This is a genomic window from Paenibacillus lactis (assembly GCF_017873605.1).
Taxonomy (GTDB): Bacteria; Bacillota; Bacilli; order Paenibacillales; family Paenibacillaceae; genus Paenibacillus_AQ; species Paenibacillus_AQ lactis.
Genome location: NZ_JAGGKI010000022.1, coordinates 1 through 23,082 on the forward strand (window position 1 = coordinate 1; position 23,082 = coordinate 23,082).

The 23,082-nt window shown below is 52.7% G+C and carries 20 protein-coding genes, 1 rRNA gene and 1 other RNA gene; 2 read left to right on the forward strand and 20 right to left on the reverse strand.

The window, feature by feature from the left end:
• From J2Z18_RS26245 to rpoE, 15 genes are all read right to left on the reverse strand, one after another.
• Positions 1-95 (reverse strand): 16S ribosomal RNA (locus J2Z18_RS26245); the annotation flags it as partial.
• Positions 96-485: 390 nt separating this feature from the next.
• Entirely contained in the window at positions 486-752 is a 267-nt protein-coding gene (locus tag J2Z18_RS26250) for a pro-sigmaK processing inhibitor BofA family protein (RefSeq protein WP_007133123.1), read from the reverse strand.
• Between the two features lie 49 nt (positions 753-801).
• A complete protein-coding gene (locus J2Z18_RS26255) occupies positions 802-1,092 on the reverse strand; it encodes a DUF2508 family protein (protein ID WP_028407137.1) in 291 nt (96 codons plus the stop codon).
• Positions 1,093-1,431: 339 nt separating this feature from the next.
• Positions 1,432-2,031 (reverse strand): recombination mediator RecR, encoded by a 600-nt coding sequence (gene recR, locus J2Z18_RS26260; protein WP_007133125.1) that lies wholly within the window; start codon positions 2,029-2,031, stop codon positions 1,432-1,434.
• A gap of 25 nt (positions 2,032-2,056) precedes the next feature.
• Complete coding sequence (locus J2Z18_RS26265) at positions 2,057-2,368, reverse strand: YbaB/EbfC family nucleoid-associated protein (protein WP_007133126.1); 312 nt, start codon at positions 2,366-2,368, stop codon at positions 2,057-2,059.
• A 42-nt stretch (positions 2,369-2,410) separates the two neighbouring features.
• Positions 2,411-4,138, reverse strand: coding sequence for a DNA polymerase III subunit gamma/tau (dnaX, locus tag J2Z18_RS26270; protein WP_210095566.1), 1,728 nt, complete (start codon positions 4,136-4,138; stop codon positions 2,411-2,413).
• A gap of 392 nt (positions 4,139-4,530) precedes the next feature.
• Positions 4,531-4,797: signal recognition particle sRNA large type (gene ffs, locus J2Z18_RS26275), an RNA gene on the reverse strand.
• A gap of 117 nt (positions 4,798-4,914) precedes the next feature.
• Complete coding sequence (gene rpmE / locus J2Z18_RS26280) at positions 4,915-5,112, reverse strand: 50S ribosomal protein L31 (protein ID WP_028406562.1); 198 nt, start codon at positions 5,110-5,112, stop codon at positions 4,915-4,917.
• Between the two features lie 266 nt (positions 5,113-5,378).
• Positions 5,379-6,656 (reverse strand): radical SAM family protein, encoded by a 1,278-nt coding sequence (locus J2Z18_RS26285; RefSeq protein ID WP_007133128.1) that lies wholly within the window; start codon positions 6,654-6,656, stop codon positions 5,379-5,381.
• 35 nt (positions 6,657-6,691) lie between these two features.
• On the reverse strand, positions 6,692-8,017 hold the full coding sequence (gene rho, locus J2Z18_RS26290; protein ID WP_007133129.1) for a transcription termination factor Rho: 1,326 nt from the start codon (positions 8,015-8,017) through the stop codon (positions 6,692-6,694).
• Positions 8,018-8,190: 173 nt separating this feature from the next.
• A complete protein-coding gene (gene murA, locus J2Z18_RS26295; RefSeq protein ID WP_007133130.1) occupies positions 8,191-9,450 on the reverse strand; it encodes a UDP-N-acetylglucosamine 1-carboxyvinyltransferase in 1,260 nt (419 codons plus the stop codon).
• Positions 9,451-9,664: 214 nt separating this feature from the next.
• Positions 9,665-10,519, reverse strand: a complete 855-nt coding sequence (fba, locus tag J2Z18_RS26300) for a class II fructose-1,6-bisphosphate aldolase (protein WP_007133131.1) — start codon at positions 10,517-10,519, stop codon at positions 9,665-9,667.
• A 168-nt stretch (positions 10,520-10,687) separates the two neighbouring features.
• Positions 10,688-11,080, reverse strand: coding sequence for a response regulator (locus tag J2Z18_RS26305; RefSeq protein WP_007133132.1), 393 nt, complete (start codon positions 11,078-11,080; stop codon positions 10,688-10,690).
• A 292-nt stretch (positions 11,081-11,372) separates the two neighbouring features.
• Positions 11,373-12,974 (reverse strand): CTP synthase, encoded by a 1,602-nt coding sequence (pyrG, locus tag J2Z18_RS26310; RefSeq protein ID WP_007133133.1) that lies wholly within the window; start codon positions 12,972-12,974, stop codon positions 11,373-11,375.
• A 579-nt stretch (positions 12,975-13,553) separates the two neighbouring features.
• Complete coding sequence (gene rpoE, locus J2Z18_RS26315) at positions 13,554-14,111, reverse strand: DNA-directed RNA polymerase subunit delta (RefSeq protein ID WP_007133134.1); 558 nt, start codon at positions 14,109-14,111, stop codon at positions 13,554-13,556.
• A gap of 362 nt (positions 14,112-14,473) precedes the next feature.
• Between rpoE and J2Z18_RS26320 the strand changes: the two genes are divergently transcribed.
• Positions 14,474-15,619 carry a S8 family peptidase gene (locus tag J2Z18_RS26320; RefSeq protein WP_007133135.1) on the forward strand — a complete coding sequence of 382 codons (1,146 nt, stop codon included), beginning with the start codon at positions 14,474-14,476 and terminating at the stop codon, positions 15,617-15,619.
• Positions 15,620-15,729: 110 nt separating this feature from the next.
• Here J2Z18_RS26320 and argS read toward each other — a convergent pair whose 3' ends face one another.
• From argS to J2Z18_RS26345, 5 genes are all read right to left on the reverse strand, one after another.
• The gene (argS, locus tag J2Z18_RS26325) at positions 15,730-17,409 is read right to left on the reverse strand and encodes an arginine--tRNA ligase (protein WP_210095567.1); all 1,680 of its coding nucleotides are present in this window, start codon (positions 17,407-17,409) and stop codon (positions 15,730-15,732) included.
• Positions 17,406-17,831 carry a YwiB family protein gene (locus tag J2Z18_RS26330; protein ID WP_007133137.1) on the reverse strand — a complete coding sequence of 142 codons (426 nt, stop codon included), beginning with the start codon at positions 17,829-17,831 and terminating at the stop codon, positions 17,406-17,408. Before J2Z18_RS26330 ends, argS begins: the two co-directional genes overlap by 4 nt.
• Before the next feature lie 245 nt (positions 17,832-18,076).
• Complete coding sequence (locus J2Z18_RS26335) at positions 18,077-18,748, reverse strand: GNAT family N-acetyltransferase (protein ID WP_007133138.1); 672 nt, start codon at positions 18,746-18,748, stop codon at positions 18,077-18,079.
• 74 nt (positions 18,749-18,822) lie between these two features.
• The gene (locus tag J2Z18_RS26340) at positions 18,823-19,512 is read right to left on the reverse strand and encodes a GNAT family N-acetyltransferase (RefSeq protein WP_007133139.1); all 690 of its coding nucleotides are present in this window, start codon (positions 19,510-19,512) and stop codon (positions 18,823-18,825) included.
• 37 nt (positions 19,513-19,549) lie between these two features.
• Positions 19,550-20,407: a carbon-nitrogen hydrolase family protein gene (locus J2Z18_RS26345; protein WP_007133140.1), complete on the reverse strand. Its 858-nt coding sequence runs from the start codon at positions 20,405-20,407 to the stop codon at positions 19,550-19,552.
• A 396-nt stretch (positions 20,408-20,803) separates the two neighbouring features.
• On the opposite strand from J2Z18_RS26345, the gene J2Z18_RS26350 reads away from it, so the two are divergent.
• On the forward strand, positions 20,804-23,077 hold the full coding sequence (locus J2Z18_RS26350) for a CdiA C-terminal domain-containing protein (RefSeq protein ID WP_210095568.1): 2,274 nt from the start codon (positions 20,804-20,806) through the stop codon (positions 23,075-23,077).
• The last annotated feature ends 5 nt before the right edge of the window (positions 23,078-23,082 follow it).

A 23,082-nucleotide genomic window follows, 5' to 3' on the forward strand; every position in this document is an offset into this window, starting at 1 on the left:
TCAGAGAAGCAAGCTCCTCATCAAGTCCGCTCGACTTGCATGTATTAGGCACGCCGCCAGCGTTCGTCCTGAGCCAGGATCAAACTCTCCAATAAGGATTTTTCGAGTGAATACCTTCTTGGATCACTCCAAGAAAATATCCAACCGATGAGTTTGTAGCTCATTAGAAAAACTGACGAGAATTTGTTCAATTCTCATTTATGCTTCACCATCCGACAAACCGAAGCCTGTCCAATGATGCCGCAATGGATTTTACAAGTAAAATCCTCACTCACTCGTTGTTCAGTTTTCAAAGATCAATCAGTGCTTCTTATCGTCATCCGCATCTCAGCGGCGACTTTTATAATATATCATACTAGCTTGCTATTGGTCAAGACTTTTTTTGAATTATTTCATAACCAATCTTTGTCTTGCCATCCACCCTGCTAGCAACCCGAATCAAACGGGCGAACATTAATGTATCATAGATTCGAGCGCCGCGTCAACTACCCAAATATCGTTAATTTTAATCCGATCAGCAGAGCAACTCCCGGCAGCCCCAATATCATAACTGTACCAATGGTCATCGGATTCAGCGGTATATAGACTTCCGTAAAGATCCCTGAGAAATTCACGACGTAGATCCCTAGTGCAGACAAGGCCAGATGCGCACCGAATACCGTCATCCAACCAAAACCGAGCTTCCTCCGAAAGATGATATAAACGAGCAGCAGTAATGATATGCACAGCACAGCTAGAACGATCAGCTTCATCTAAGTCCAACTCCTTTCCTCTTAATCGATCCTCGGGTTGCGCCTACATTTACCCGTTCCCCCGCTGCTGTTCAAGCTTCTGCATAAATACAGAGTTAATATTCAACTGCTTAGCCTGTTTTAAATTCATCTGATACTTCCGTTCTGCCGCTTCCAGCATATAGATGGCGTAATCAATCTGATCCTGTCCTGTCGCCTCCTGGAACATCATATGTGCCCGCTCCCATTCCATCTGGGACTTGCGGACGTCCATAAACACATGCCACATCCGCTCCTGCTCCTCAGCCGTTATATATACTTCCTGTTCATCTTTCTTCGCTGGTCTCCACCATACTCTCATCTGGCTCACCCCTTCGTTATTGGTCACAGCTTGATCAGACCGTCTGTAACATTCATATAAAGGGGAGGACAAACTTAGAACATAAACCTGCGAGCACTTGAACAAGCCATCTTCGGTAACCAGCCTAATTACATAAAAAAAGCGAGCATCCGGTTTAAACCGGATACCCGCCTGTATTAAAATCGCAACAATCCAACGGGAGAGACCCCTTAGGGACCCCTCCCGTTAATTTGGCATGTGTAACTAACGCTCTGCAGCTTCCGCCTATTTAAGGCTAAATGGCACCATGACATTTTGGATGAACCTGCAGGCTGACAGCCATAATAATAATGTATGAGGTCAATTCAACTCGCGCCGTCCCTCAAGCGCCTTGGATAGCGTCACTTCATCCGCATACTCCAAGTCACCGCCGACAGGCAGCCCATGCGCGATCCGGGTTACTTTAATATCAAAAGGACGAACCAGTCGCGATATATACATCGCCGTGGCTTCCCCCTCGATATTCGGGTTCGTTGCCAGAATCAGCTCCTTCACCCTTTCATCGCTAAGACGGGTGAGAAGTTCTTTCAAGCGGATTTCATCCGGCCCGATCCCCTCCATCGGGGATATCGCTCCATGCAGCACATGATAGTAACCATCAAACTCCTTCGTGCGCTCCATAGCCACCAGATCCTTCGCATCCTGCACGACGCAAATCACGGATGCGTCCCTCGTCTTGTCCTGGCATACCCGGCACGGATCCGTATCCGTAATGTTGCAGCATACCGAGCAGTAATGCAAATTCCGCTTGACGCTCACCAGCGCTTTGGCAAAATCAATGACATCGTCTTCCTTCATATTCAAAACGTGAAAAGCCAGGCGGGCAGCCGTCTTCGGCCCCACACCCGGCAGTCGCGTAAAGGCGTCGATGAGCTTCGCGATCGGTTCGGGATAGTACAAATGTAACTACTCCTTCTAGGTTAGATTAGAACAAGCCCGGGATTTTCATGCCGCCTGTGAATTTGCCCATGTCGGCATTAGCCAGCTCTTCCGCTTTCGCAAGCGCATCGTTCACCGCGGTCAATACCAAGTCCTGAAGCATTTCCACATCATCAGGATCAACGGCCTCCGGCTTGATGTTAATGGACAGAATTTGCTTATGTCCGTTAGCCTCTACCGTAACAACGCCGCCGCCGGAAGTGCCTTCCACCTTTTTCGTGGCGAGTTCTTCCTGCGCCTTCAGCATTTGCTCCTGCATTTTCTTAACCTGCTTCATCATTTGGTTCATATTATTCATGAGTCATCTCTCCTTCATATAGGGTGCACGCGATTAAGCGCACTAGTCTTTTATGACAACGAGGTCTTCACCAAAAAGCTGGATCGCCTCATCAATCCAAGGTTTTTTTCCGTTCTCTCCGGCCTCTTCATGCTCCAGCTTCAGCTCTTCGGCCTGGGGCTTTCCTACGCCCTCCACCGCTTCACTCCAATCCCGGAGCATCATCGTAACGAGCCTGTACGGCTTGCCGAGGCAAGACTCCAGCACACTCTCGATCACCTGCTTGTTGGCCGGCTTCTCGGTCGTTTCGCGGTGGATGTTGTTTTTAAACCCGACAAGCACATTGTCTTCCCATACGGAGACCGGCTCCCCATCCATCAGCCAAGCATGGACCGTGACCTTCGTTTCCTTAACATTCTGCAAAATCTGCGGCCACTGCCGCTGCACGGCTGTAAAAGCCTCACTGCTTCGGGAAGCGACATACTGATCCATATGCTGCGGTATTTTGGCGGTGGACGCAACCTTCGGCGCTGGCGTTCTTGCCGGCTTGGCAGCTTCACGTCCGGCACCAGCAGGCACTCCGTTCTGCATGACACGCTCCAGCTTCTTCTCCAGCGCGGCAACCTGCTGCTTCAGCTTGGCCACCTCGCCCGCGTCGGCAGCACTGCCAGCTTGAGCGGAGCTCTGAGCCGAAGCCCCTGCCGATTGAGCGATGCCCGATAACTTTAACAGGGCGACTTCAAACAGCGTCTGCGGCTGCGAAGCGTACTTCATCTCCCCCTGATAGCGGTTCAGCGTATCGATCATCTGAAACAGCTCTTCACGGCTAAAGGCGCCTGCCATCTCTTGAAACTCCGCCGGATTCAGCACACGATCCGTCAGCTTGTCGGCATCCGGAACCATCTTGATCATCAGCAGGTCGCGGAAATAGTACAGAAGGTTCTCCATGCACTTGTCAGCGCTCTTCCCTTCCTGCATGAACTGCTCCACGATCTGCAGCACGAGTCCCGCATCGCCCTGCTTCAGGGCTGCGGCCAATCGGCCGAACTGTTCGGAGGCGATGCCACCCGTCATGTCCAGCACCTGCTGATAGGACACCGTGCCGCCGGTAAAGGAAGCGATCTGGTCCAGGATGCTCAGCGCATCGCGCATCCCGCCGTCGGAAAGTCTGGCAATATACGAGAGCGCCTCGGGCTCAGCCGTAATCCCTTCTTCCGTACAGATCCGCTCCAGCCGGCCCGTCTGCTCATCAAGCGAAACTCTCCGGAAATCAAACCGCTGACAACGCGAAATAATGGTGGCAGGAAGCCGATGCGGCTCCGTGGTGGCCAGTATAAACATCACATGTGCCGGCGGCTCCTCGAGCGTCTTCAAGAGCGCATTGAACGCTTCTGTTGTCAGCATGTGTACTTCGTCGATAATATAAACCTTGCGCCGCACCTCAGTTGGTGCATATTTGACCTTCTCCCGCAAATCCCGGATTTCTTCAACGCCGCGGTTGGAAGCCGCGTCGATCTCTTGGACATCCATGACAGCTCCTGCGGTTATTCGCCGGCAGGCTTCACATGTATTGCAGGGTTCCTCAGCCGGACCATGCTCACAGTTCACGGCTTTGGCCAAAATTTTAGCGGCACTGGTCTTACCTGTGCCCCGCGGACCGCTGAACAGGTAGGCATGGGACACCCGCTGCTCGCGAATAGCATTCTGCAGGGTTTGGATAATATGCTGCTGGCCCACCATGTCGCTGAACGACTGCGGCCGCCATGCACGATATAGCGCGATATGTTCCACTGTGCTTTACCCTCTTTCAACTTCCACTTCACGTTGTTTTTCGAACGGACGGATCCATCATTCGGACTAACCCGTACCGAAAACATACGCGCATCGTTGTTTGCTACTTCGATTCATCAGACCAACGCATCAACAGCCATCAGCTGACGGATATTATTATACTACATTCTATACTACTTTCCCCTGCCTTAGCAAAACGTTTAATTGGAAATCTTTATCCAAATTAATCGACATGGATCGACGCACAGAACATGTTCTAGAATTGCACGCCGTACCTGGAAAAATACCATTTCTTCCACTGGATATCCTTACAGAGCTTCATCGTCTATTCATCCACTAACCAAAAACACCCTTGCCTTAGGCAAGGGTGTTAGAGCAGATGCTATGTAATACCGTGCACCTGTTATTGATAATTGCGATCCGAGCGGCAATCCTGAACAGCAACTCGGGCTAGGCACTCCTCCGGCACAAGAGCGGGCTTGCTTATGGCTGCTTCCTTCCGGACCTGACCAGGTTCACAAGTGCTCATTGCGGAGGACCCAACCGTCAACATTGTGCGCAGGGACCAGCCTCACATCGACAATACCTCTAACAGGAATTCAACCTCGCTACAGCGGATTGCGAGTTACAGGGCACCGCTACCTCCCCATCTAGCACGGCGAACTTTAGTATAGCGCATGGGCACCAAAAATGCAACCGACGGAAGAAGTTGTTAACCCCCGCCCTGCCATAATAAAACAAAAACCCTTCGGCCAGTAAAGGCGAAGGGCTTGTTATTAGATACCGTATTTCTTTTTGAATCTATCAACACGACCGCCAGCATCCAGGAATTTCTGCTTACCTGTGAAGAACGGGTGACAGTTAGAGCAAATCTCGACACGAAGATCCGGCTTTACAGAACCTGTTTCGAACGTGTTACCGCACGCGCAGGTTACTGTAGTAACGTGATATTTCGGTTGAATCTCTTGTTTCATTATACCTTTCACCTCTTTCCGCCCTGAGCCTCATGCGGACCCAGAGTTATATGGACACATAAAATCAGTATAGCACGGCATTTTTCATTGCGCAATAGCCCGCACACAAATACTCAGCCGAGCCCAAAACTGGATCCAGGACCTGATTTTAGGAGATCCTCGCAAACATGCTTGCTCAAGCATCGTTTTTAAGCAGCGTTTACGAATGGCTTACCATCCTTCATCTACGAACAAGATGGACAAATCTCTACCGACAGCTACATTAATTAGCTCATTAAAGGCTTTTTCTTAGGCCGCGCCTGACCGGCGGGCGGAACATGCGTGTAGGAACCGATCACAACATCAGGCAGCTCGGCCTGCATAATTTCAATGGCTTGCTTCATCCCAAGAATCTCTCCCCGTGCCGGCGGTATCAGCTCAAGATAGCTCTCCGGATCAATGTTCAGATTCCGAAGCTGAATGAGACGAAGTCCGGTACGGCGGGCAAACTCGATCATCGCTTCAAGCTCTTCCTCGCGATCCGTTACGCCGGGGAAGATCAAGTAGTTGATCGACGTATACACGCCTTGATCGGATGCGTAGCGCAAAGATTTTTCCACATTAGCTAATGTGTAGGCCCGCGGCTTGTAGTATGCGTTATAGTGATCATCCAGCGCACTGATCGTACTTACCCGCATAAGATCAAGCCCTGCATCGACAATGCCGCGGATAAAGTCGGTCAGACCCGCATTTGTATTGATATTGATATAACCCATGTCGGTCCGGGAACGAACCTCTCTCATTGCCTCGATAATGATCTTGGCCTGCGTGGAAGGCTCACCTTCACAGCCTTGGCCGAAGCTGATAATTGAATCCGGCGTCTTGAGATGCTCCATCATAACCTGCACCAGCTCATCCACCCGTGGTCGGAAGTTCATCCGCGTCTGAGGCGCAACGAAGCCGCTGTCATCCGGTTGTTCCGATATGCAGCCAAAACAGCCCGCATTGCAGGAATAGGATACCGGCACAGCGCCCTCCCAGCGATTCAGGAAGGTGTTGGAGGCGGTAAGGCATTCATACCCGAGCGCACAATTCGAGAGATGCTCGTACAACCGGTTATCAGGATACTTCTCGGTCAGCCGCTTTACTCCAAGCTCAAGCTCATTCAGATCGCAATTAACCGGATTCCACTTCTCCGGATCATCGGACAGCCGGGCCGTTGTATAGAAGGCTCCGTCTTTCCACACGACGGCGGAATATCCGAAGAGCGGGAGCTTGTATTCCTTGTCGGTCTTTACATACCCAGGCAGGCACAGGCGGGTAAAGCCCTGCGGAAGCAGAGCACCTACCGCGGTATAGCCCTCCTCCAGCGGCAGCATCTCACCGCTCTCGGGATCCATTCCGATGGCGCGGGTGTTCGGCAGTCCGACCAGCGTTGCCCCTTCCGGCAATGGAATTAATTCATCCTCCAATATTTCAACGATCATATCTGCGCTGCGGGCTAACCCGAACAGCTCGGGATGATCATAGACGTTTCCTTGTTCATCTGCGTAAACCAAATACATGTTGATCTCCTATTCTCCGGCTTTCGTACTCGGGATTAGCTTTGAGGGGCAGCCGTCTGCGATGCACGGGACGGACGTCTTGCCGGATTGCCCGAGCTGCCCGATCCGCTGCTGTTCGCACTGACATCAAATGCTGCCAAAAATTCCGCGTTGTTTTTGCTGTCACGCATTTTTTTCAAGAAGCCCTCCACGAAATCGGCCGAATCGTTCATGTTCTTACGAATGGCCCAGATCGTATCCAGCTCCTCCTTGTTCAAGAGCACTTCTTCACGCCGTGTGCCCGAGCGGCGAATGTCGATTGCCGGGAAAATACGGCGCTCCGCAAATCGGCGGTCCAAATGAAGCTCCATGTTTCCTGTACCCTTAAATTCCTCGTAAATGATATCATCCATGCGCGAGCCGGTATCGACCAGCGCAGTTGCCAGAATCGTCAGGCTTCCGCCTTCCTCCACGTTCCGTGCCGAACCGAAGAAACGCTTCGGACGATGGAACGCCGCAGGATCAATACCACCGCTAAGCGTTCTGCCCGATGGCGGGATGACCAGGTTGTAGGCACGGGCAAGACGGGTGATGCTGTCAAGCAGGATCACGACATCCTTCTTATGTTCCACCAAGCGCAATGCACGCTCGAGCACCAGTTCAGCCACTTTAATATGGTTCTCCGGCAGCTCGTCGAACGTGGAAGCAACCACCTCTCCCTTGACTGAGCGCTGCATGTCCGTTACTTCCTCCGGACGTTCGTCGATAAGCAAAACAAACAGTTCGATATCTGGATAATTGGTTGAGATGCTGTTGGCAATTTCTTTTAAGAGGAGCGTTTTCCCTGCTTTGGGCGGTGCCACAATCAAACCGCGTTGTCCTAGACCTACCGGTGCGAGCAAATCCATGATTCGGGTGGACAACTGATTAGGGGATGTTTCGAGAACAAGCTTTTCTTGCGGGTATAGAGGAGTCAAGGCTGGAAAGTGCAGTCGTTCTGCCGCTACCGCAGGATTCTCGCCGTTGACGGCATTCACCTGAAGCAGACCGAAGTATCGTTCATTCTCTTTAGGCGCCCGGCATTTGCCTGAAACCAGATCACCGGTACGCAGATCGAATTTGCGGATCTGGGATGCCGAAATATAAATGTCTTCCGTGCTCGGCAAGTAATTGATCGGTCTGAGAAATCCGTAGCCCTCCGGCAAGATTTCAAGCACGCCCTCCATGAACATTAAACCGCTCTGTTCAGCCTGGGCCCGAAGAATGGCAAAAATCAGTTCCTTCTTCTTCAACTGCCCGTAGTACGGAATCTGATATTTTTTGGCCAGCTTATACAGATCCGTTAGCTTCATGCCTTCCAAATCGGATATTTGTAAATCCATTTAATAACCACCTATTCAATTTTTTCGTGTCTTTTCACGTTCAAGCCTTCAATATGATTGTAAAAAAAGTCTATCATTCTATGAGTTACTTTACACTTTACTAGATAAGCATTACCCAAATTAGAGGGAGATATGCAGTAAAGACGGCATATTTCCCTCATCCTGGGTGAAAATTATTCTTCTTCGGTCTCGCGCCATACGTCGGCCCCGAGCATGCGAAGGTTCTCGACCAGATGGTCGTAGCCGCGGTCAATAAATTGTACGCCGCTGACCTCGGTTACGCCCTCCGGCACCGTAAGCCCGGCAATGACCAACGCCGCGCCGGCACGGAGGTCAGTCGCTTTGACCTTCGCTGCATTCAGCGGGCCTCCTTCGATAATCGCGGAGCGTCCCTCCACACGAATCTTGGCGCCCATCCGAATCAGTTCCGGCACATGCTTGAACCGGTTGCTATATACAAAATCACTAAGAACGCTGACTCCCTCGGCTTGCGTAAGCAGACTGGTCATCGGCGACTGCAGATCTGTTGCGAATCCGGGATAAATCAGGGCTTTAACATCCACGTGATTGTATCGGTCTTTGCCGATTACGCGGATGCTCTCATCCAGCTCCTCGATGCCGACGCCCATCTCGATCAGCTTCGCGGTTAACGCTTCCAGATGCTTCGGAATAACATTGTCGATGAGAACATCGCCGCGAGTGGCGGCAGCGGCAATCATGTAGGTGCCGGCTTGAATCCGATCCGGGATAATCGAGTGACGGCAGCCGTGCATTTCCGTAACGCCTTCAATCCGGATTGTCTCCGTTCCGGCGCCTTTAATGACGGCTCCCATTGAGTTTAGAAGGGTAGCAACATCTATGATTTCAGGCTCTTTGGCCGCATTTTCGATAATTGTGGAGCCTTTGGCTTTGGCAGCCGCCAGCATGATATTAATCGTCGCGCCGACACTGCTTACATCCAGGTAGATCTTAGCGCCCCGCAGCTCCTTGGCATGCAGATGAATGGAACCGTGCTCATTCGTCACGGTTGCGCCAAGCGCTTCAAACCCCTTGATGTGCTGGTCGATCGGGCGAGGTTCAAAATTACAGCCGCCCGGCAGGCCGATCACGGCTTCTTTAAATCTTCCAAGCATAGCACCCATCATATAATAGGAGGCGCGCAGTTTCTTCACGGGTCCGTTGGGCATCGGAATAGACTTGATATCAGAAGGGTCGATTCTCATCTGATTGCCTTCCCATGATACCTCTCCGCCGATATCTCTCAGCATTTCGGCGTACACCGCCACGTCGCTGAGCAGCGGCAAGTTATCGAGTATGACTTCTGAATCCGCCAGGATTGCGGCAGGAATTAACGCTATAGCACTGTTCTTGGCACCGCTGATGGTGACTGTGCCTCGCAGTGGGCGTCCACCGCTGATCATCAATTTTTCCATAAGCTTTCGGGTCCCCCTACATCACTTCGCAGCCGGAAATGGTTCTGATGGCAGTCGTTCGTAAGTAAATGAAAAGGAAAGTGCACCGCAAGAAAACCGGTGCCTTTCCAATTCAAGGTGCAGCATAAGACAGCCTAAACATATATCTTAGATGATTCCAAATCTACTGTTATAGCCGCCAAGGGCAATAAGGGATTCGGAATAGGTATGGAATTTAAGCTTTGTTGTTGGAGCCGAACTCGCGGATTTTGCCGACAACCGTTTCTTTGATCGCTTCACGGCCTGGCTTCAAGAACGTACGAGGATCGTAAGCTTCTGGTTTAGCGGCGAGCACTTCGCGAACCACTTTCGTGAACGAAATTTGGTTCTCGGTGTTGACGTTGATTTTGGAAGTACCGAGCGAGATCGCTTTTTTGATATCATGCGTCGGGATACCTGTTCCGCCATGAAGAACGAGCGGAAGCTTCACGGCATCGCGAATTTCCTCCATCTCTTTGAAACCGAGGTTTGGTTCGCCTTTGTATGGTCCGTGTACGGAGCCAAGCGCAGGTGCCAGCGTGTCGATGCCCGTCTCGTTCACGATGCGCACGCAGTCATCAAGCTTCGCGTACATAACATCGCCGATTACGTCATCTTCTTGGCCGCCTACCATGCCCACTTCTGCCTCAACGGATACTCCCTTGGCATGAGCATACTCGACAACTTGCTTCGTTGTTGCAATATTTGTGTCGATCGGGCTGTGGGAATCATCGATCATGACCGAAGTGAAGCCCGCGTCGATCGCTTCTTTACATTTCTCGACACTGGATCCATGGTCCAGATGAATCGCTACTGGAACCGTGATTTTCAGGTCTTCCATCAGACCTTTAACCATGTGCACAACGGTGCTGAAGCCGCCCATGTAACGTGCTGCGCCTTCAGAAACACCGAGAATAACCGGGGATTTCTCTTGCTCAGCCGCTTCCAGAATCGCGTAAGTCCACTCAAGGTTGTTGATGTTATACTGACCAACAGCATACTTGCCTTCGAGCGCTTTGTTCAGCATATCTGTCATTGATACTAATGGCATGGTTTCATCCTCCTAAAGATGCTTAGTTTGTCTATGGTTTAAAGCCGACATAACATACGCATATATTATACCACATCGCGTCGTAAATACTAAACAAGCATTTCCCGAATCCCCTGCATCACATATTGGCAAAAAAAAGAACTCCGCCATTGAAGCAGAATTCATAGCTTAACCTATCTTGTTCGCCGCGCCTTTCAGCTGCATATTGACGGCCTGCCGCATCTCGTCGATATCAAAGGGCTTCGTAAAGTGCATCAGCGCGCCGAGATCCGTCGCTTCCTTAATCATATCCAGCTCGCCGTAGGCCGTCATCATGATGACCTTGATATCCGGATTCATCTGTTTAATATGCTTTAGAATCTCAAGCCCGTCCATCCCCGGAATTTTCATATCGAGCAGTACCAAATCCGGCGCATGCAGCTTCACGATCTCCAAAGCCGCCTTGCCGTTGGCGGCCTGGAACGTTTCATATCCCTCGCTGCTGAACACTTCCACTAGCAGAATCCGAATTCCGTTCTGGTCATCCACGATCAACACTTTGTGTTTGCTTGGTTCGTTCATTCTTCAAAGCCTCCCGATCCTTAAATGGCATTGATGATACGCAAATCTAAGAGCCCTTAACGCCCCATAAACCGACCATTATCTGTATTCGCCCGCTGTAGTCGAAATCCTTCCTTACTTTCGAAAAATTTCTGGAAAATAATGCCCTGCCAAAACACAGAAATACCCATTGCTGTTAAAAGGTATGATGCCTGCTCAGCATAAAAAATCCCCTTTAAGCAAACCGCCTCAAGGTCTGCTTAAAGGGGACTATTATGCGTTGGAATGGGCGCAGTCTGCTATAGCTCGCCGATTACACCTGATGCTGAATCGAAGCTTTCACGAATTCGCGGAACAGCGGCTGAGGGCGGTTCGGACGCGATGTGAATTCCGGATGGAATTGCACGGCAAGGAACCAAGGATGGCCCGGCATCTCCACGATTTCGACCAGACGTCCGTCCGGCGACGTCCCGGAAATGCGCAATCCTGCCTTTTCAATGTCCTCGCGGTATTGGTTGTTGAACTCATACCGGTGACGATGTCTCTCATACACCAGCTCGTCCTTGTAGCAGGCTTCGGCCAGCGAGCCCGGAGCCAGCTTGCACGGATACAAGCCGAGGCGCATCGTTCCGCCCAAGTCCTCGACATCCTTCTGCTCCGGCAGAAGATCGATGACCGGATATTCGGTGGCCGGATCGATTTCGGAGCTGTTCGCCCCCTGCAATCCCAAGACGGAACGGGCGTACTCGATTACCGATACCTGCATGCCAAGGCAGATGCCGAAGAACGGAATGTTGCGCTCACGGGCATACCGGATCGCGCTGATCTTGCCTTCGATCCCCCGATCGCCGAATCCGCCCGGTACGAGGATGCCCCCGACTCCGTTCAAAGCTTCTTCCACGTTCTCGTCCGTAATCTCCTCGGCATTCACCCAGCGGATCTTCACTTCGGCATTGGCATCGAATCCGGCATGCGACAAAGATTCGACCACGCTGAGGTAAGCATCATGAAGCGCCACGTATTTACCCACGATGGCAATCTCAACCGTCTTCTCCAGCTTGGATACGCGCTCAACCAGAGCCTCCCATTCACTCATGTCAGGCGCCGGCGTAGTCAGCTTCAAGTGGTTGACGACAATCTCGTCAAGACCCTCGTCACGCAAGTTCAGCGGCACCTCGTACAGAGAGGACGCATCGCGGCATTCCACAACTGCGTTCGGATCGATGTCGCAGAAGAGCGCGATTTTGGCTTTCATCTCCGTCGAAAGCTCATGCTCCGTACGGCATACGATGACATTCGGCTGAATGCCAATGCTGCGGAGCTCTTTCACGCTATGCTGGGTCGGCTTCGTTTTCACTTCGCCGGCAGCTTTAATAAATGGAATGAGGGTTACATGGATATACATCACGTTCTCGCGGCCGACATCACTCTTGATCTGACGGATCGCTTCAAGGAACGGAAGGCTCTCGATATCGCCGACCGTACCGCCGATTTCGGTAATGACCACATCCGAGCCGGCTTCACGTCCTGCACGGAATACGCGCTCCTTGATTTCATTCGTAATATGCGGAATGACCTGTACCGTACCGCCCAAATATTCGCCGCGGCGCTCCTTGCTGATTACCGAGGAATATACTTTCCCTGTCGTAACATTGCTGTTCTTCGACAGATTGATATCGATGAATCGCTCATAGTGCCCGAGGTCCAGGTCGGTTTCCGCACCGTCGTCCGTTACGAATACTTCGCCATGCTGATAGGGACTCATCGTGCCCGGATCTATATTAATGTACGGATCGAACTTCTGAATCGTTACCTTGAGTCCTCTGTTCTTCAGCAATCGGCCGAGCGAAGCGGCGGTAATTCCCTTCCCGAGAGATGATACAACCCCGCCTGTTACAAAAATATACTTTGTCACTGTTAAAAACCCTCCTATATAATCTCCATAACTTCAGGCGACATATGATGTTTATCCTAACCCGTTTTCCCCAGATTCATCAGAGGGGACCAACAAAAAGCACGGCCCGCTTCCCTAAGGGTGAGCGAGCTGACCTCCGACCTATTACAAACCGTCCCCGCCTCTTCGCGTGGGCAATCCATCCAGGCGGCCCACGATAAGCACACAGATCTTCCGATCATGCGTATTCGGGCAGGAACAGGTTCTGATACCTTCATCCTTGTCTTCTGCAAAGACTACATCCAGATCGATCATGAGGTCTTGTAGAAGACATCCCTATGAGCAAGGATGCGTCCTCCTTCCGAAGACACCCCTACACCTGCTCATAAAAACAAAAAAAGTGACCCCGAGTAGTAACGGGGCACTTTTATATTAAACATATTTTAATCCACAATCATAAGCCCAAGCAATAGTTTACTCTGTGCCTTGTCTGCTTGTCAAGGGAAGAAACAGGCTTAAAATCCCCCTATTTCCCAATCCCGTTCACGACCTGCTGAAACTGGCCTCGGCAAGTCATATTCCAAGGTATTCGATCACGGATTAATCCAGATCTTCCTCTTCGAATTCCTCGCCATCCAGATTCTCTTCTTCCTCCGCTTCGGCATCCTCATCGTCCAAATCGTCGTCATCGATCACGACATCGTCGTCAACGTCAGCGTCAGCATCGTCGTCCTCGGCGAAGAGATCGTCATCTTCGTCATCCAGGCTGTCGTAATCGTCTTCGACGTCATCCACGCTGTACGTATCCTCTTCATCGGTGAAGTCATCGTCGTCATCGTCTTCATCATTGATGATGCGAGGGCGCTTGGCGTTCGCAATCGGATCCTCGGAGCGCTCCAGAGGATACCAGCGCTTCAATCCCCACAGATTCGTTCCAACGCAAGCGAAACGTCCGTCTATATTGATCTCGGTATATAACTGGGCAATCGTTTCGTTAATCTCTTCTTCCGTAAAGCCGCGAAGCTTGGCCACCTCATTCATCAGGTCACGGTAATAATACGGCGTATTGGCCGCCTTCAGAACCATAAAAGCCAGGTCAACCATCGGGATTTCCTGGATCTTCTCCGGATCGATCTTTAAATTGAGCGGATTACTCACTAACGCACACTTCCTCTCACACAATCTTCACGTTATACCCTCAACATATCCATTATCAAAACTAAGTAAAACCTATTTAAACATAAAAATCAAGTTTTTATGCGGTTGGCATCTTATGCATGGAAAAAGGCGGAGACTCATCGTCTCCGCCTTCCGACTGTATCCGCCCCTAGGATCGACTCCTTACGGGATAGATGAAAGAACCTCTGCAGGCTCCCTCCATGTATCTTATGTTCGCCCTATCGCTTTGACACGCGAAACAGGGCCTATTTCCCGGAAAAAGGGCTGCGTCCCATTCGGGCTCCCTCCCCGGCTCATACAATACTGAAGCAACGGTTCATCGAGAAGGGAGATTGCCACACATGGACTACACCCGGATCATGCAATCACTACTTGCGGAGACGAACCCTATGCGGAACGTCCGGGGAGAGAACCGGCGGCTCCTGACGTTTCATGACCCTAAGCTGTACCATGCGTGCATCAGCGAATGGAAGCGACTCACCGGAAAAAGCCGCCTCGACGGTTCAGTCAGCTTCTCGCCGCTTGTCCGGACCATCATCGCTCCGGCGTCCCAAACTGCAAAGCTTGAGGCGGAATTCCGGAACGAGCTGATGATCGAGGAGGATCACCAGGTTCATATCCAAGCGATACAGGGAAGCATTGGAACGCTAACCGGGATCCCATGGGGAATCAAACAGATCAAAGCCCCGCAAACCTGGTCAATCTCAACAGGTCATCGGATCAAGATTGCCGTTATTGATACGGGTGTGGATTTCGCCCACCCGGATTTGAGATACTCCCTGACCAAGGGGGTCAATCTCGTTAACCGGAACATCCCGCCATATGATGACAACGGGCACGGCACGCATATATCAGGCACGATTGCTGCAGCGAACAGCACGCAAGGCATGATTGGCGTTGCGCCCAGATCGGTGGTCTACCCGGTGAAAGCCTTTGATCACAATGGGTCGGCCTTTGTATCGGACATCATAACGGCGATTGACTGGTGTGTCCGGGCCGAGGTCAATATCATCAATATGAGCTTCGGCATGCAGACCCGGAGCAGAACCTTGCTTGATATCGTCAGCAAGGCCAATCAGGCAGGCCTTATTATCGTTGCATCCTCCGGAAATGACGGCAAGCGCCGCACGGCCGATTACCCGGCCCGCTACCCCCATACCATTTCCGTTGGAGCAACCGACCGGAACCGCAAAATCCCCGCGTTCAGCAACCGTGGGCAATTTGTCGATATCTACGCCCCCGGCGACAAAATCGTATCCACGTGGCTGCAAGGCAAATATCATGAGATGAGCGGCACCTCCATGGCCACATCGCATATCAGCGGAACAATCGCACTGCTCCTCGCCCAAAAGCCTGACCTTAAACAGGCGACGGTCAAGTCCCTGCTGCGCCGCACCTCCACCCCTCTTAAACTGAAGAAGGGCTTCAGCGCTTCCGACGGAGAGGTAAATGCCCTGAAGTTTTTGCGCGAGGGCATGAAATTATAGAACGCTTCGGCATGCCCGAATCGAATAGCTCCCGTACGCCGCTGCCTATAGAAACAGCCGCTTTCCATCATGGATAAGCGGCTGTCGATGATTATGCGTATGGTCGAATCCTACATCCGTTCCGGCGCCGATACGCCGACCAGGCGCAGCACGTTCGCGATAACCGTGCGCACGGCTCCCAGCAGCGCAAGGCGTGCCTGCGTCTGCTCCGCATCCTCGGTAATTACGCGCTGGGCTTTATAATAGCTGTGGAACAGCGAAGCCAGCTCGTATACATAACGGATGATCCGGTGCGGCGCGTAGTTTTCGGCAGCAACCGACACCTCTTGTGGAAGCTCGCCGATTTTGCGCAAAATGTCATATTCATGCTCCGCCGTGAGCACGCCGAGGTTAACCTCGGAAAGCGGAAGGAGCGCAATCCCTTGCTCCTCCGCTTGGCGGAATACGCTGCAAATGCGGGCATGCGCATATTGAACGTAGAACACCGGATTTTCATTGGAGGTGGAAACCGCCAGGTCCATGTCGAAATCGAGATGGGAGTCCATGCTCCGCATCGTGAAGAAGTAGCGGATCGCATCCACGCCTACTTCATCCATCAGATCCTCCATCGTGACCGCTTTGCCGGTACGCTTGGACATCTTCACCTTCTCGCCGTTCTGGAACAGGCTGACCATCTGCGCGATCAATACCGTCAGCTTTTCCGGATCGTTGCCCAGCGCCTCCATGGCCGCCTTCATGCGGGGAATATAGCCGTGGTGGTCAGCGCCCCAAATGTTGATGATGCGGTCATAGCCGCGCTCGTATTTGTTGCGGTGGTAGGCGATGTCCGGCGTCAGATAGGTGTACGTCCCGTCATTTTTAACCAGGACCCGGTCCTTGTCATCCCCGTAGTCCGTTGTGCGCAGCCAGACCGCTCCGTCTTTCTCATAAGCTTCGCCCTTGGCCTTCAGCTCCTCGAGCGACTTCTCCACCAGTCCGTCCTCGTACAGCGAGGTTTCGCTGAACCATTCGTCAAAATGCACGCGGAACCGATTCAAATCGCGCTTGATCTTGTCGAGCTCCTTCTCAAGCCCGAATTGACGGAAAAATGCGGTCCGTTCGCCGGGATTCATCGCCAGAAGAGAATCGCCCTTCTCTGCGACAAGCTCTTTGGCAAAGCCCTTGATATCTTCGCCGTGGTAGCCGTCCTCCGGCATTTCAGCCTCTTGGCCAAGCTCCTGCAAATACCGCGCTTCCAGCGATTTGCACAAATTGACGACCTGGTTGCCTGCATCATTGATGTAGTACTCCCGCGTTACTTCATAACCCGCATAGTCCAGCACGTTGCACAGCGCGTCGCCGACTGCCGCTCCGCGGGCATGTCCAAGATGGAGGCTGCCCGTCGGGTTGGCGCTGACAAACTCCACTTGAACCTTCCGGCCTTGGCCGATATCGACGCGTCCGTAACGCTCCCCTTGCTCGTGAACCAGGGCAACGACCGGGTAAAGATAGCTTTTGTTCAAGGTAAAGTTAATAAAACCGGGCCCGGCAATCTCGGCCTTCTCAATCGAGGCTTTCGCCGTATCCAAATGCTCCAGGATCGCCTCGGCAATCTGGCGCGGGTTCTTCTTAGCGATCCGGGTCAGCTGCATCGCTGCGTTCGTAGCCAAGTCCCCATGCGATTTATCCTTAGGGACCTCCAGCGTAATTGCCGGAAGCTCCTCGCGGGATACCAGTCCGGCAGCGACGGCGGCATCGGCCACCGCTTCCGCGACCAGCCCGTTAATATGGTCTAGTGGATTCAATGTCATGATTCATGAGCCTCCTGAATAGTCAAACTTATGGAAAAGTGCCCCGAAAACTCATCGAGCACGTATAGATCATACACCCATGCAGCGCGTCCGGACATACCTTCCACGGCAAGCTCCAGGCGCTGAGTGTGCGTAGACAGATTAAACGAGGTGAATGGAGAACGGTAAAATCCCGGCAGCCTCTGTCCTAATCTGAACGTCTGTTCAGATTCCACTTCCCCATGGCGGATAAGCTTCAGCTCATCTTCGGTCAGCTTCAGCATCGCCCGGGTTTCTCCCTGATGCGGTCCCATCTTCGGTTCGATATACCGGACATACAAGGCCTTCCCTTTGGAGATCACTTCAGCCGGTAGCTCCTGAACCGTATTCTCGCCTTCGTGAAGACTTTGAAGACGGATGGTCGCTTGTTTTCGGTCGTTCATGATACGCTCCTCTTTTTTCTACCTATTGTATTAATATATCCAGTATGGGCCGGCAATTCAAATGAGGATGGTACAATACTTCAGAAATTATACTTCTTCATGCAGGGTTTGCGCCATACTTTGCGACAAAAAGCCTGCTTATTTTCCATGCCGCCCCTCACGGCATCAGGCTACCGGCCGACCTTCTGTTCTAAAAGCAGGGATAAGAAAAAGCTTGGTTCCCCAGGGAACCAAGCTTCCATAAATTACAGGGGCAGCAGCGCTACCTTCTCCCGCTGCTTGAGCTTTGCCACCATATCAAGCCATGCTTGCGGCTTTTCCGGCAGGACGGCGTAGTAGCGCGTCAGGAAATTCACGATCAGCTCGGCAGGCAGCTCCGACATGCTGTCATCGCTCGGCATGAAGCAGAAGTCCAGGCCGGTTACCGCCTCTCCGTCGTTGTTCCAGGACGGGTGAACATAGTCGATATCGGTACGTTTGTAGCCAAGATGCGAGAGCACCTCGCGCCGTACAAACGGATCCATCGGCTTGATTCCGCCGAATTCGTAGTCGCTGACCCGATATGGATCATAGATTTCGGCGAACATGCCCAGCAGTTCTTTCCCGTTGGCGGCCGCAAGGGCATGCAGGTCCTTCAAACGATGCTGCGCCAGGAACCGGCCGATGCCGTGTCCTTCCCGGCCGATGATCGTAAAGTCGGTCATCGCCACGTTCCAATCCTCGTAATACCGGTACTCGGTCGTCCCGACCACTTCTCCTTCATGCAGCGCTACAAACACGCGGATGCCGGGATCCTCAAGCGGCTCCTTCCACAGCTCGTATTCCAGCACCTCCTCAGGCGGGAACACCTCTTTCATCAGATTGTGCATGCTGCGAAACAGCGGGTCCTCGATACTAGTAATCCGAATATATTCCATGACTGCAAAGCCCCCTTCATTAATGGTCGTAGATTATGACTCTTCATCCGTGCATAACATAGCTATGGAAGACTTCAATTAAGCCCGCCCCGTACAGCTTTAAACGGATTGCGCCATTCCATCAAAGCCCCGTAATTGCATGACTCCTCATCCTCCAGATAATCGGCCGCGACGCCGATCGGCGTGCGCCCGCAGCGAAGCAGGAACGTAATCACCGGGTCATGCAGCTTCCCCTGGACGACCGCCTCCAGATAGGATTCGGCACTCATCCTGTCCGCATACTTGTGATAGCCCGGCATCCGGCCGCCGCCCAACAGGCGGTCCAGTCCGCGCTGCACGGTCACATGGTACAGCGACTGGATCAGCCATTTGCCCAGCCCCAGTTTACGAAACCGGGGTCTCACGCATATATCCGCGATATAAAGCGTATTGCCGTCCGGTTTATGGGTCCGGATATACCCGTTGTCCGTTGTATCCGCCCAGGAATGAGCCGGCTCCGAAGGATCGTAATCCACGATCAGCGAGGTAATCGATCCGGCCAGCACCCCGTCTGCCTCCACGCATAACGCGCCCTCGGGAAACCGGGTTACATGCTGGGTCAGCTGTTCCTTGTTCCACCACTGCTCGGATGGATACGGCGGCGGGAAGGTTTCGGATTGAATTACGATCAGCTCGTCGAAATCGTCCGCCGTATAGCCGCGAATGACAACCGGTACCGGCCGGTCGCCGTCAAATACGTAAAACCGCTGAAAATAGCTGCTCATGCCGCCCCCTGCCTTTCCGTGTTTTGTAGCGATCCGTTTACTCCCAATCCGGATAAAGATCCGTACGGCGGTCGCGCCACGTCGTAACGGAACCTTTCTCCCGGACCTGATATAACAGGTCTAAATCCAGATCGGCCGTAATAATCATATCGTGGTTCAGCTCGCCTTCCGCCAGCAGTCCCTTCGGAGGAAACGGAATGTCATTCGGCGTAATAATGGCCGCCTGGCCGAAATTGGCCCGCATCAAATCGACCGTCGGCAGCGAGCCGACCGTTCCGGTCAATACGACATAGACCTGATTCTCGATCGCACGGGCGTGGCTCGTATAACGGACGCGATGGAAGCCGTGCCGGTCATCCGTGCAGGACGGACAGAAAATGACGTCGGCGCCCTTGGCCTTCGCCATCCGCACAATTTCGGGGAATTCGATATCATAGCAGGTCAGCATGGCAATCGTGCCATACTCGGTCTCGAACACCTCGAGCCCCTCGCCTGCCCCCATATTCCATCCGGTAACCTCCGACGGGGTGATATGGATCTTGGCCTGCTCGGCCACGCGGCCGTCCGGGTAAAACAGATGCGCCACGTTATACAGCTTCCCTGCCCGGCGAATCACATGCGTGCCGCCGATTATATGCATGTCATATTGCTTCGCAAGCCGGATGAACAGCTCCAGATAGCGGTCCGTGAAATCCGGCAAATCATTGATCGATAATGCCTTGCCTTGGTCGTCTCCAATGGACATCAGCTGGGTTGTGAAGAACTCGGGAAACAGGACGAAATTAGCTTCAAACTCCTCGGCTGTCCGTATGTAATGCTCCGATTGCTGAGCGAAATCATCAAACGATTGGATCGTGTGCAGATGGTACTGCACGGCGGAAACGCGAAACTTCATGCTACTCCTCCTTAGGCCTGTGCTGGTTTCATTATATAAGATTATAGAGAACTTCGCTTGCGGAATCCATGATGATCTGATTGGGCGGAATGCCCGTATCAGGGCAAACCGGCGGAGACCAGAATGTGAAACAGGCTTTTGCGAAAGTAGAGCAGTAAAATTGGTGAAGGGCTCGGGAGCAGCCTTTGCGCGGCTTGTTAAATGGGCGGAATTAAGGATATGGGTATTTCCGCACCCCTGCTTCTCATACGTTGGCATCATTTTTGCACGGCCGCTCGGGAAGTTTCCTTATATTGGTTCACACGAATCCGGGAATGTGTAAAAATATTGAAAAAAGAATCATCCGAACCCGCGCCGATTCTCGCGCAAAAGCTTGGTCATTCACGGGAGGGGAGCATGGTAACGATGTCCATCACGATGGTCCGAACCCGCATTCGGGATGCGGTGGAGAGTGTATACGAAGCGGCGCGCGCCTGGCTCGCGAAGCACCCTTTGGTCGTAAAGGTTTACTACGCATTTTCCTGGCTTTCCTTGATCTTTCTCCTAATCAGCCTCATCTTTATTAGGGATTCCCGTCTCATGATGGTCCAGTACCTCTGGTCATTCTACGTGCTGCTGCAGTTCTGGCTGCTCTGCCGGAGCAAAACGCTGCCGTGGAAGCATGTCAGTCTGTTGGTGCTGTCCGGGGTAATTCTGGTCGTGCCGCTTACGAATCTTACGATTCAGCTGCTGCACCTGATCTTTGGCGGCCGCACCTCGGATGCCTGGTCCATGGCGGTGGCCACCCCGATCGTGGAAGAAGCCCTGAAGCTGCTGCCGCTCGCGGCATTCCTGTTCTTCTCCCGCAGGGCGTCTGCGCTAAGCCTTAGCGATTACGTGCTCCTGGGCGCAGCCCCGGGCGTCGGCTTCCAACTTATCGAGGAGCTTTCCAGGCGCTGGGTCAATGACGGCTATCTTGCCCGGCAGTACGACTACAGCGTAACGTTGTTGGGCGGCAAAACGATCCATTGGGACCTGTTTACCCTATTTCCGGGATACTTCGAGGAAAGCATTGTTCCGTTAATGATGAGTGAAGGCCATCCCTTACATACCGCAGTGATTTCCCTTGGCGTCGGATTCGCCGTCCGTTTCCGCCATAAGCTGACTCCGTGGGTCTACCTGTTTCCGGTTATCCTGCTGCTCTGGGCCATTTTGAATCATGTGGCATGGAACGGGCAAAATCGGCTCCCGGACTGGATCATGACCGTCCATGAATGGACCGGGGAAGGCTACCGGGTCAAAGACGTGTTCCTGATTATGCTGGCGGGCGGTTTGGTCATGGACTACGTCGACTTGAATAAAGTCAGGCAGCGCCTGCCTAGGTACGGTCAGGAATCCATTCTTAATCCGTTCTCCGAGTTGTTTCACACCATAACTGCGCTGTTCAGCAGCAGAAAAAGGTTCGGAAACCTCCTTGCCTTTTACAGAGCAAGGCGTGAGCTCGGCTTCTCCTTTCTATATGGGAATGAAGAGGCTAAGAGCCGGGAACTTGCCGTTCATGAGCATTTGCAAAAATACGGGGTGCTGCTCGGAGCCCTGGCCGTTCTTCTGCTTCTGGCAGGCGTCTTCTCGGGATTTCAGATGATGCAGACCCCGGATTCCGCCTGCTTCGCCTGCCTGTTCGATTCGCTTCAGAACTGGTGGGACCGCCTAAGCGGGTGGGAGCAGGCAGCCATCGTTCTCGGCGCCTTCGCCCTGGGCTTTATGTTCGTCGGGTTCTGGCCGGCTCTTGGGCTTGCCTTGACCGGACTTGATATCGCATCGAGCGGGCACAGCATCGCCAGCTACATCCGCGATCCGAAGAAGCTGCTTTCCCCTCAGCATGTACTGGCAGGGCTCACGGCCTTCCTTCTCGACCGGATTCCGGTAGGAAGAGGGCTGAGATGGCTGTCTGACCGGCTTGGACCGAGGGCAAAGGGCTTGCTGGACGCCATTCAATCGAAGCTCGGCCTCAAACCAAAGCCGGACGGCGACACGCCGGGCATGCCTGACCGGCATGAAGAAACTCCGAACGGAAAGCCGGAGCCCGAGAACCGGCAGCCGGACGATAAGCCGGAAGACACTAAACCCGGCGAAAACAAGCCTAACGATAAACCGGAAGATAACAGACCTGACGAGAATAAGCCCGATGAAAATAAACCCGACGAAAATAAATCCGGGGAAAATCATCCGCCGGAGAACAAGCCGGAGGAGTCCGGCTTGACCGAGCCTACTACGTCCGGCGGCGAGCCGCGAGGCAACTATGAAACGCCTGATCCCAATGATCCTCGGCCGATCATGCGGCAAAATGAAACCGCCGACCTGCTGGCCTCGCAAGGATACGATGTTGAAATGCTGCCCGGCACGAAGGGCGGCAACGGACACGGCATTCTGCCCGAGTCCAACCCCGATTTCCTGATCAACGGCAAAGCCTTTGACTGTTATTCGCCTGATACGGGCAACGTCCGGAATATCTGGTCCACGGTTGTTGGCAAAACCGAGCGGCAGGCCGGCGGCATCGTTCTGAATCTGGACGACTACACGGGCTCGATGGATAAGCTGATGAAGCAGTTCGATGATTGGCCGATCGAGGGCCTTGACGAGCTGTTCGTTGTTAAAGACGGGACCATCACGAGATGGTTTCCAAAATAGATAGG

Excerpts from the sequence above, each read along its gene's own strand:
- J2Z18_RS26250 (WP_007133123.1), bottom strand. The coding sequence starts at position 752 with ATGAAGCTGATCGTTCTAGCTGTGCTGTGCATATCATTACTGCTGCTC.
- J2Z18_RS26255 (WP_028407137.1), bottom strand. The coding sequence starts at position 1,092 with ATGAGAGTATGGTGGAGACCAGCGAAGAAAGATGAACAGGAAGTATAT.
- J2Z18_RS26265 (WP_007133126.1), bottom strand. The coding sequence starts at position 2,368 with ATGAATAATATGAACCAAATGATGAAGCAGGTTAAGAAAATGCAGGAG.
- rpmE (WP_028406562.1), bottom strand. The coding sequence starts at position 5,112 with ATGAAACAAGAGATTCAACCGAAATATCACGTTACTACAGTAACCTGC.
- J2Z18_RS26285 (WP_007133128.1), bottom strand. The coding sequence starts at position 6,656 with ATGTATTTGGTTTACGCAGATGAACAAGGAAACGTCTATGATCATCCC.
- rho (WP_007133129.1), bottom strand. The coding sequence starts at position 8,017 with ATGGATTTACAAATATCCGATTTGGAAGGCATGAAGCTAACGGATCTG.
- murA (WP_007133130.1), bottom strand. The coding sequence starts at position 9,450 with ATGGAAAAATTGATGATCAGCGGTGGACGCCCACTGCGAGGCACAGTC.
- fba (WP_007133131.1), bottom strand. The coding sequence starts at position 10,519 with ATGCCATTAGTATCAATGACAGATATGCTGAACAAAGCGCTCGAAGGC.
- J2Z18_RS26305 (WP_007133132.1), bottom strand. The coding sequence starts at position 11,080 with ATGAACGAACCAAGCAAACACAAAGTGTTGATCGTGGATGACCAGAAC.
- J2Z18_RS26320 (WP_007133135.1), top strand. The coding sequence starts at position 14,474 with ATGGACTACACCCGGATCATGCAATCACTACTTGCGGAGACGAACCCT.
- argS (WP_210095567.1), bottom strand. The coding sequence starts at position 17,409 with ATGACATTGAATCCACTAGACCATATTAACGGGCTGGTCGCGGAAGCG.
- J2Z18_RS26330 (WP_007133137.1), bottom strand. The coding sequence starts at position 17,831 with ATGAACGACCGAAAACAAGCGACCATCCGTCTTCAAAGTCTTCACGAA.
- J2Z18_RS26335 (WP_007133138.1), bottom strand. The coding sequence starts at position 18,748 with ATGGAATATATTCGGATTACTAGTATCGAGGACCCGCTGTTTCGCAGC.
- J2Z18_RS26340 (WP_007133139.1), bottom strand. The coding sequence starts at position 19,512 with ATGAGCAGCTATTTTCAGCGGTTTTACGTATTTGACGGCGACCGGCCG.
- J2Z18_RS26345 (WP_007133140.1), bottom strand. The coding sequence starts at position 20,407 with ATGAAGTTTCGCGTTTCCGCCGTGCAGTACCATCTGCACACGATCCAA.
- J2Z18_RS26350 (WP_210095568.1), top strand. The coding sequence starts at position 20,804 with ATGGTAACGATGTCCATCACGATGGTCCGAACCCGCATTCGGGATGCG.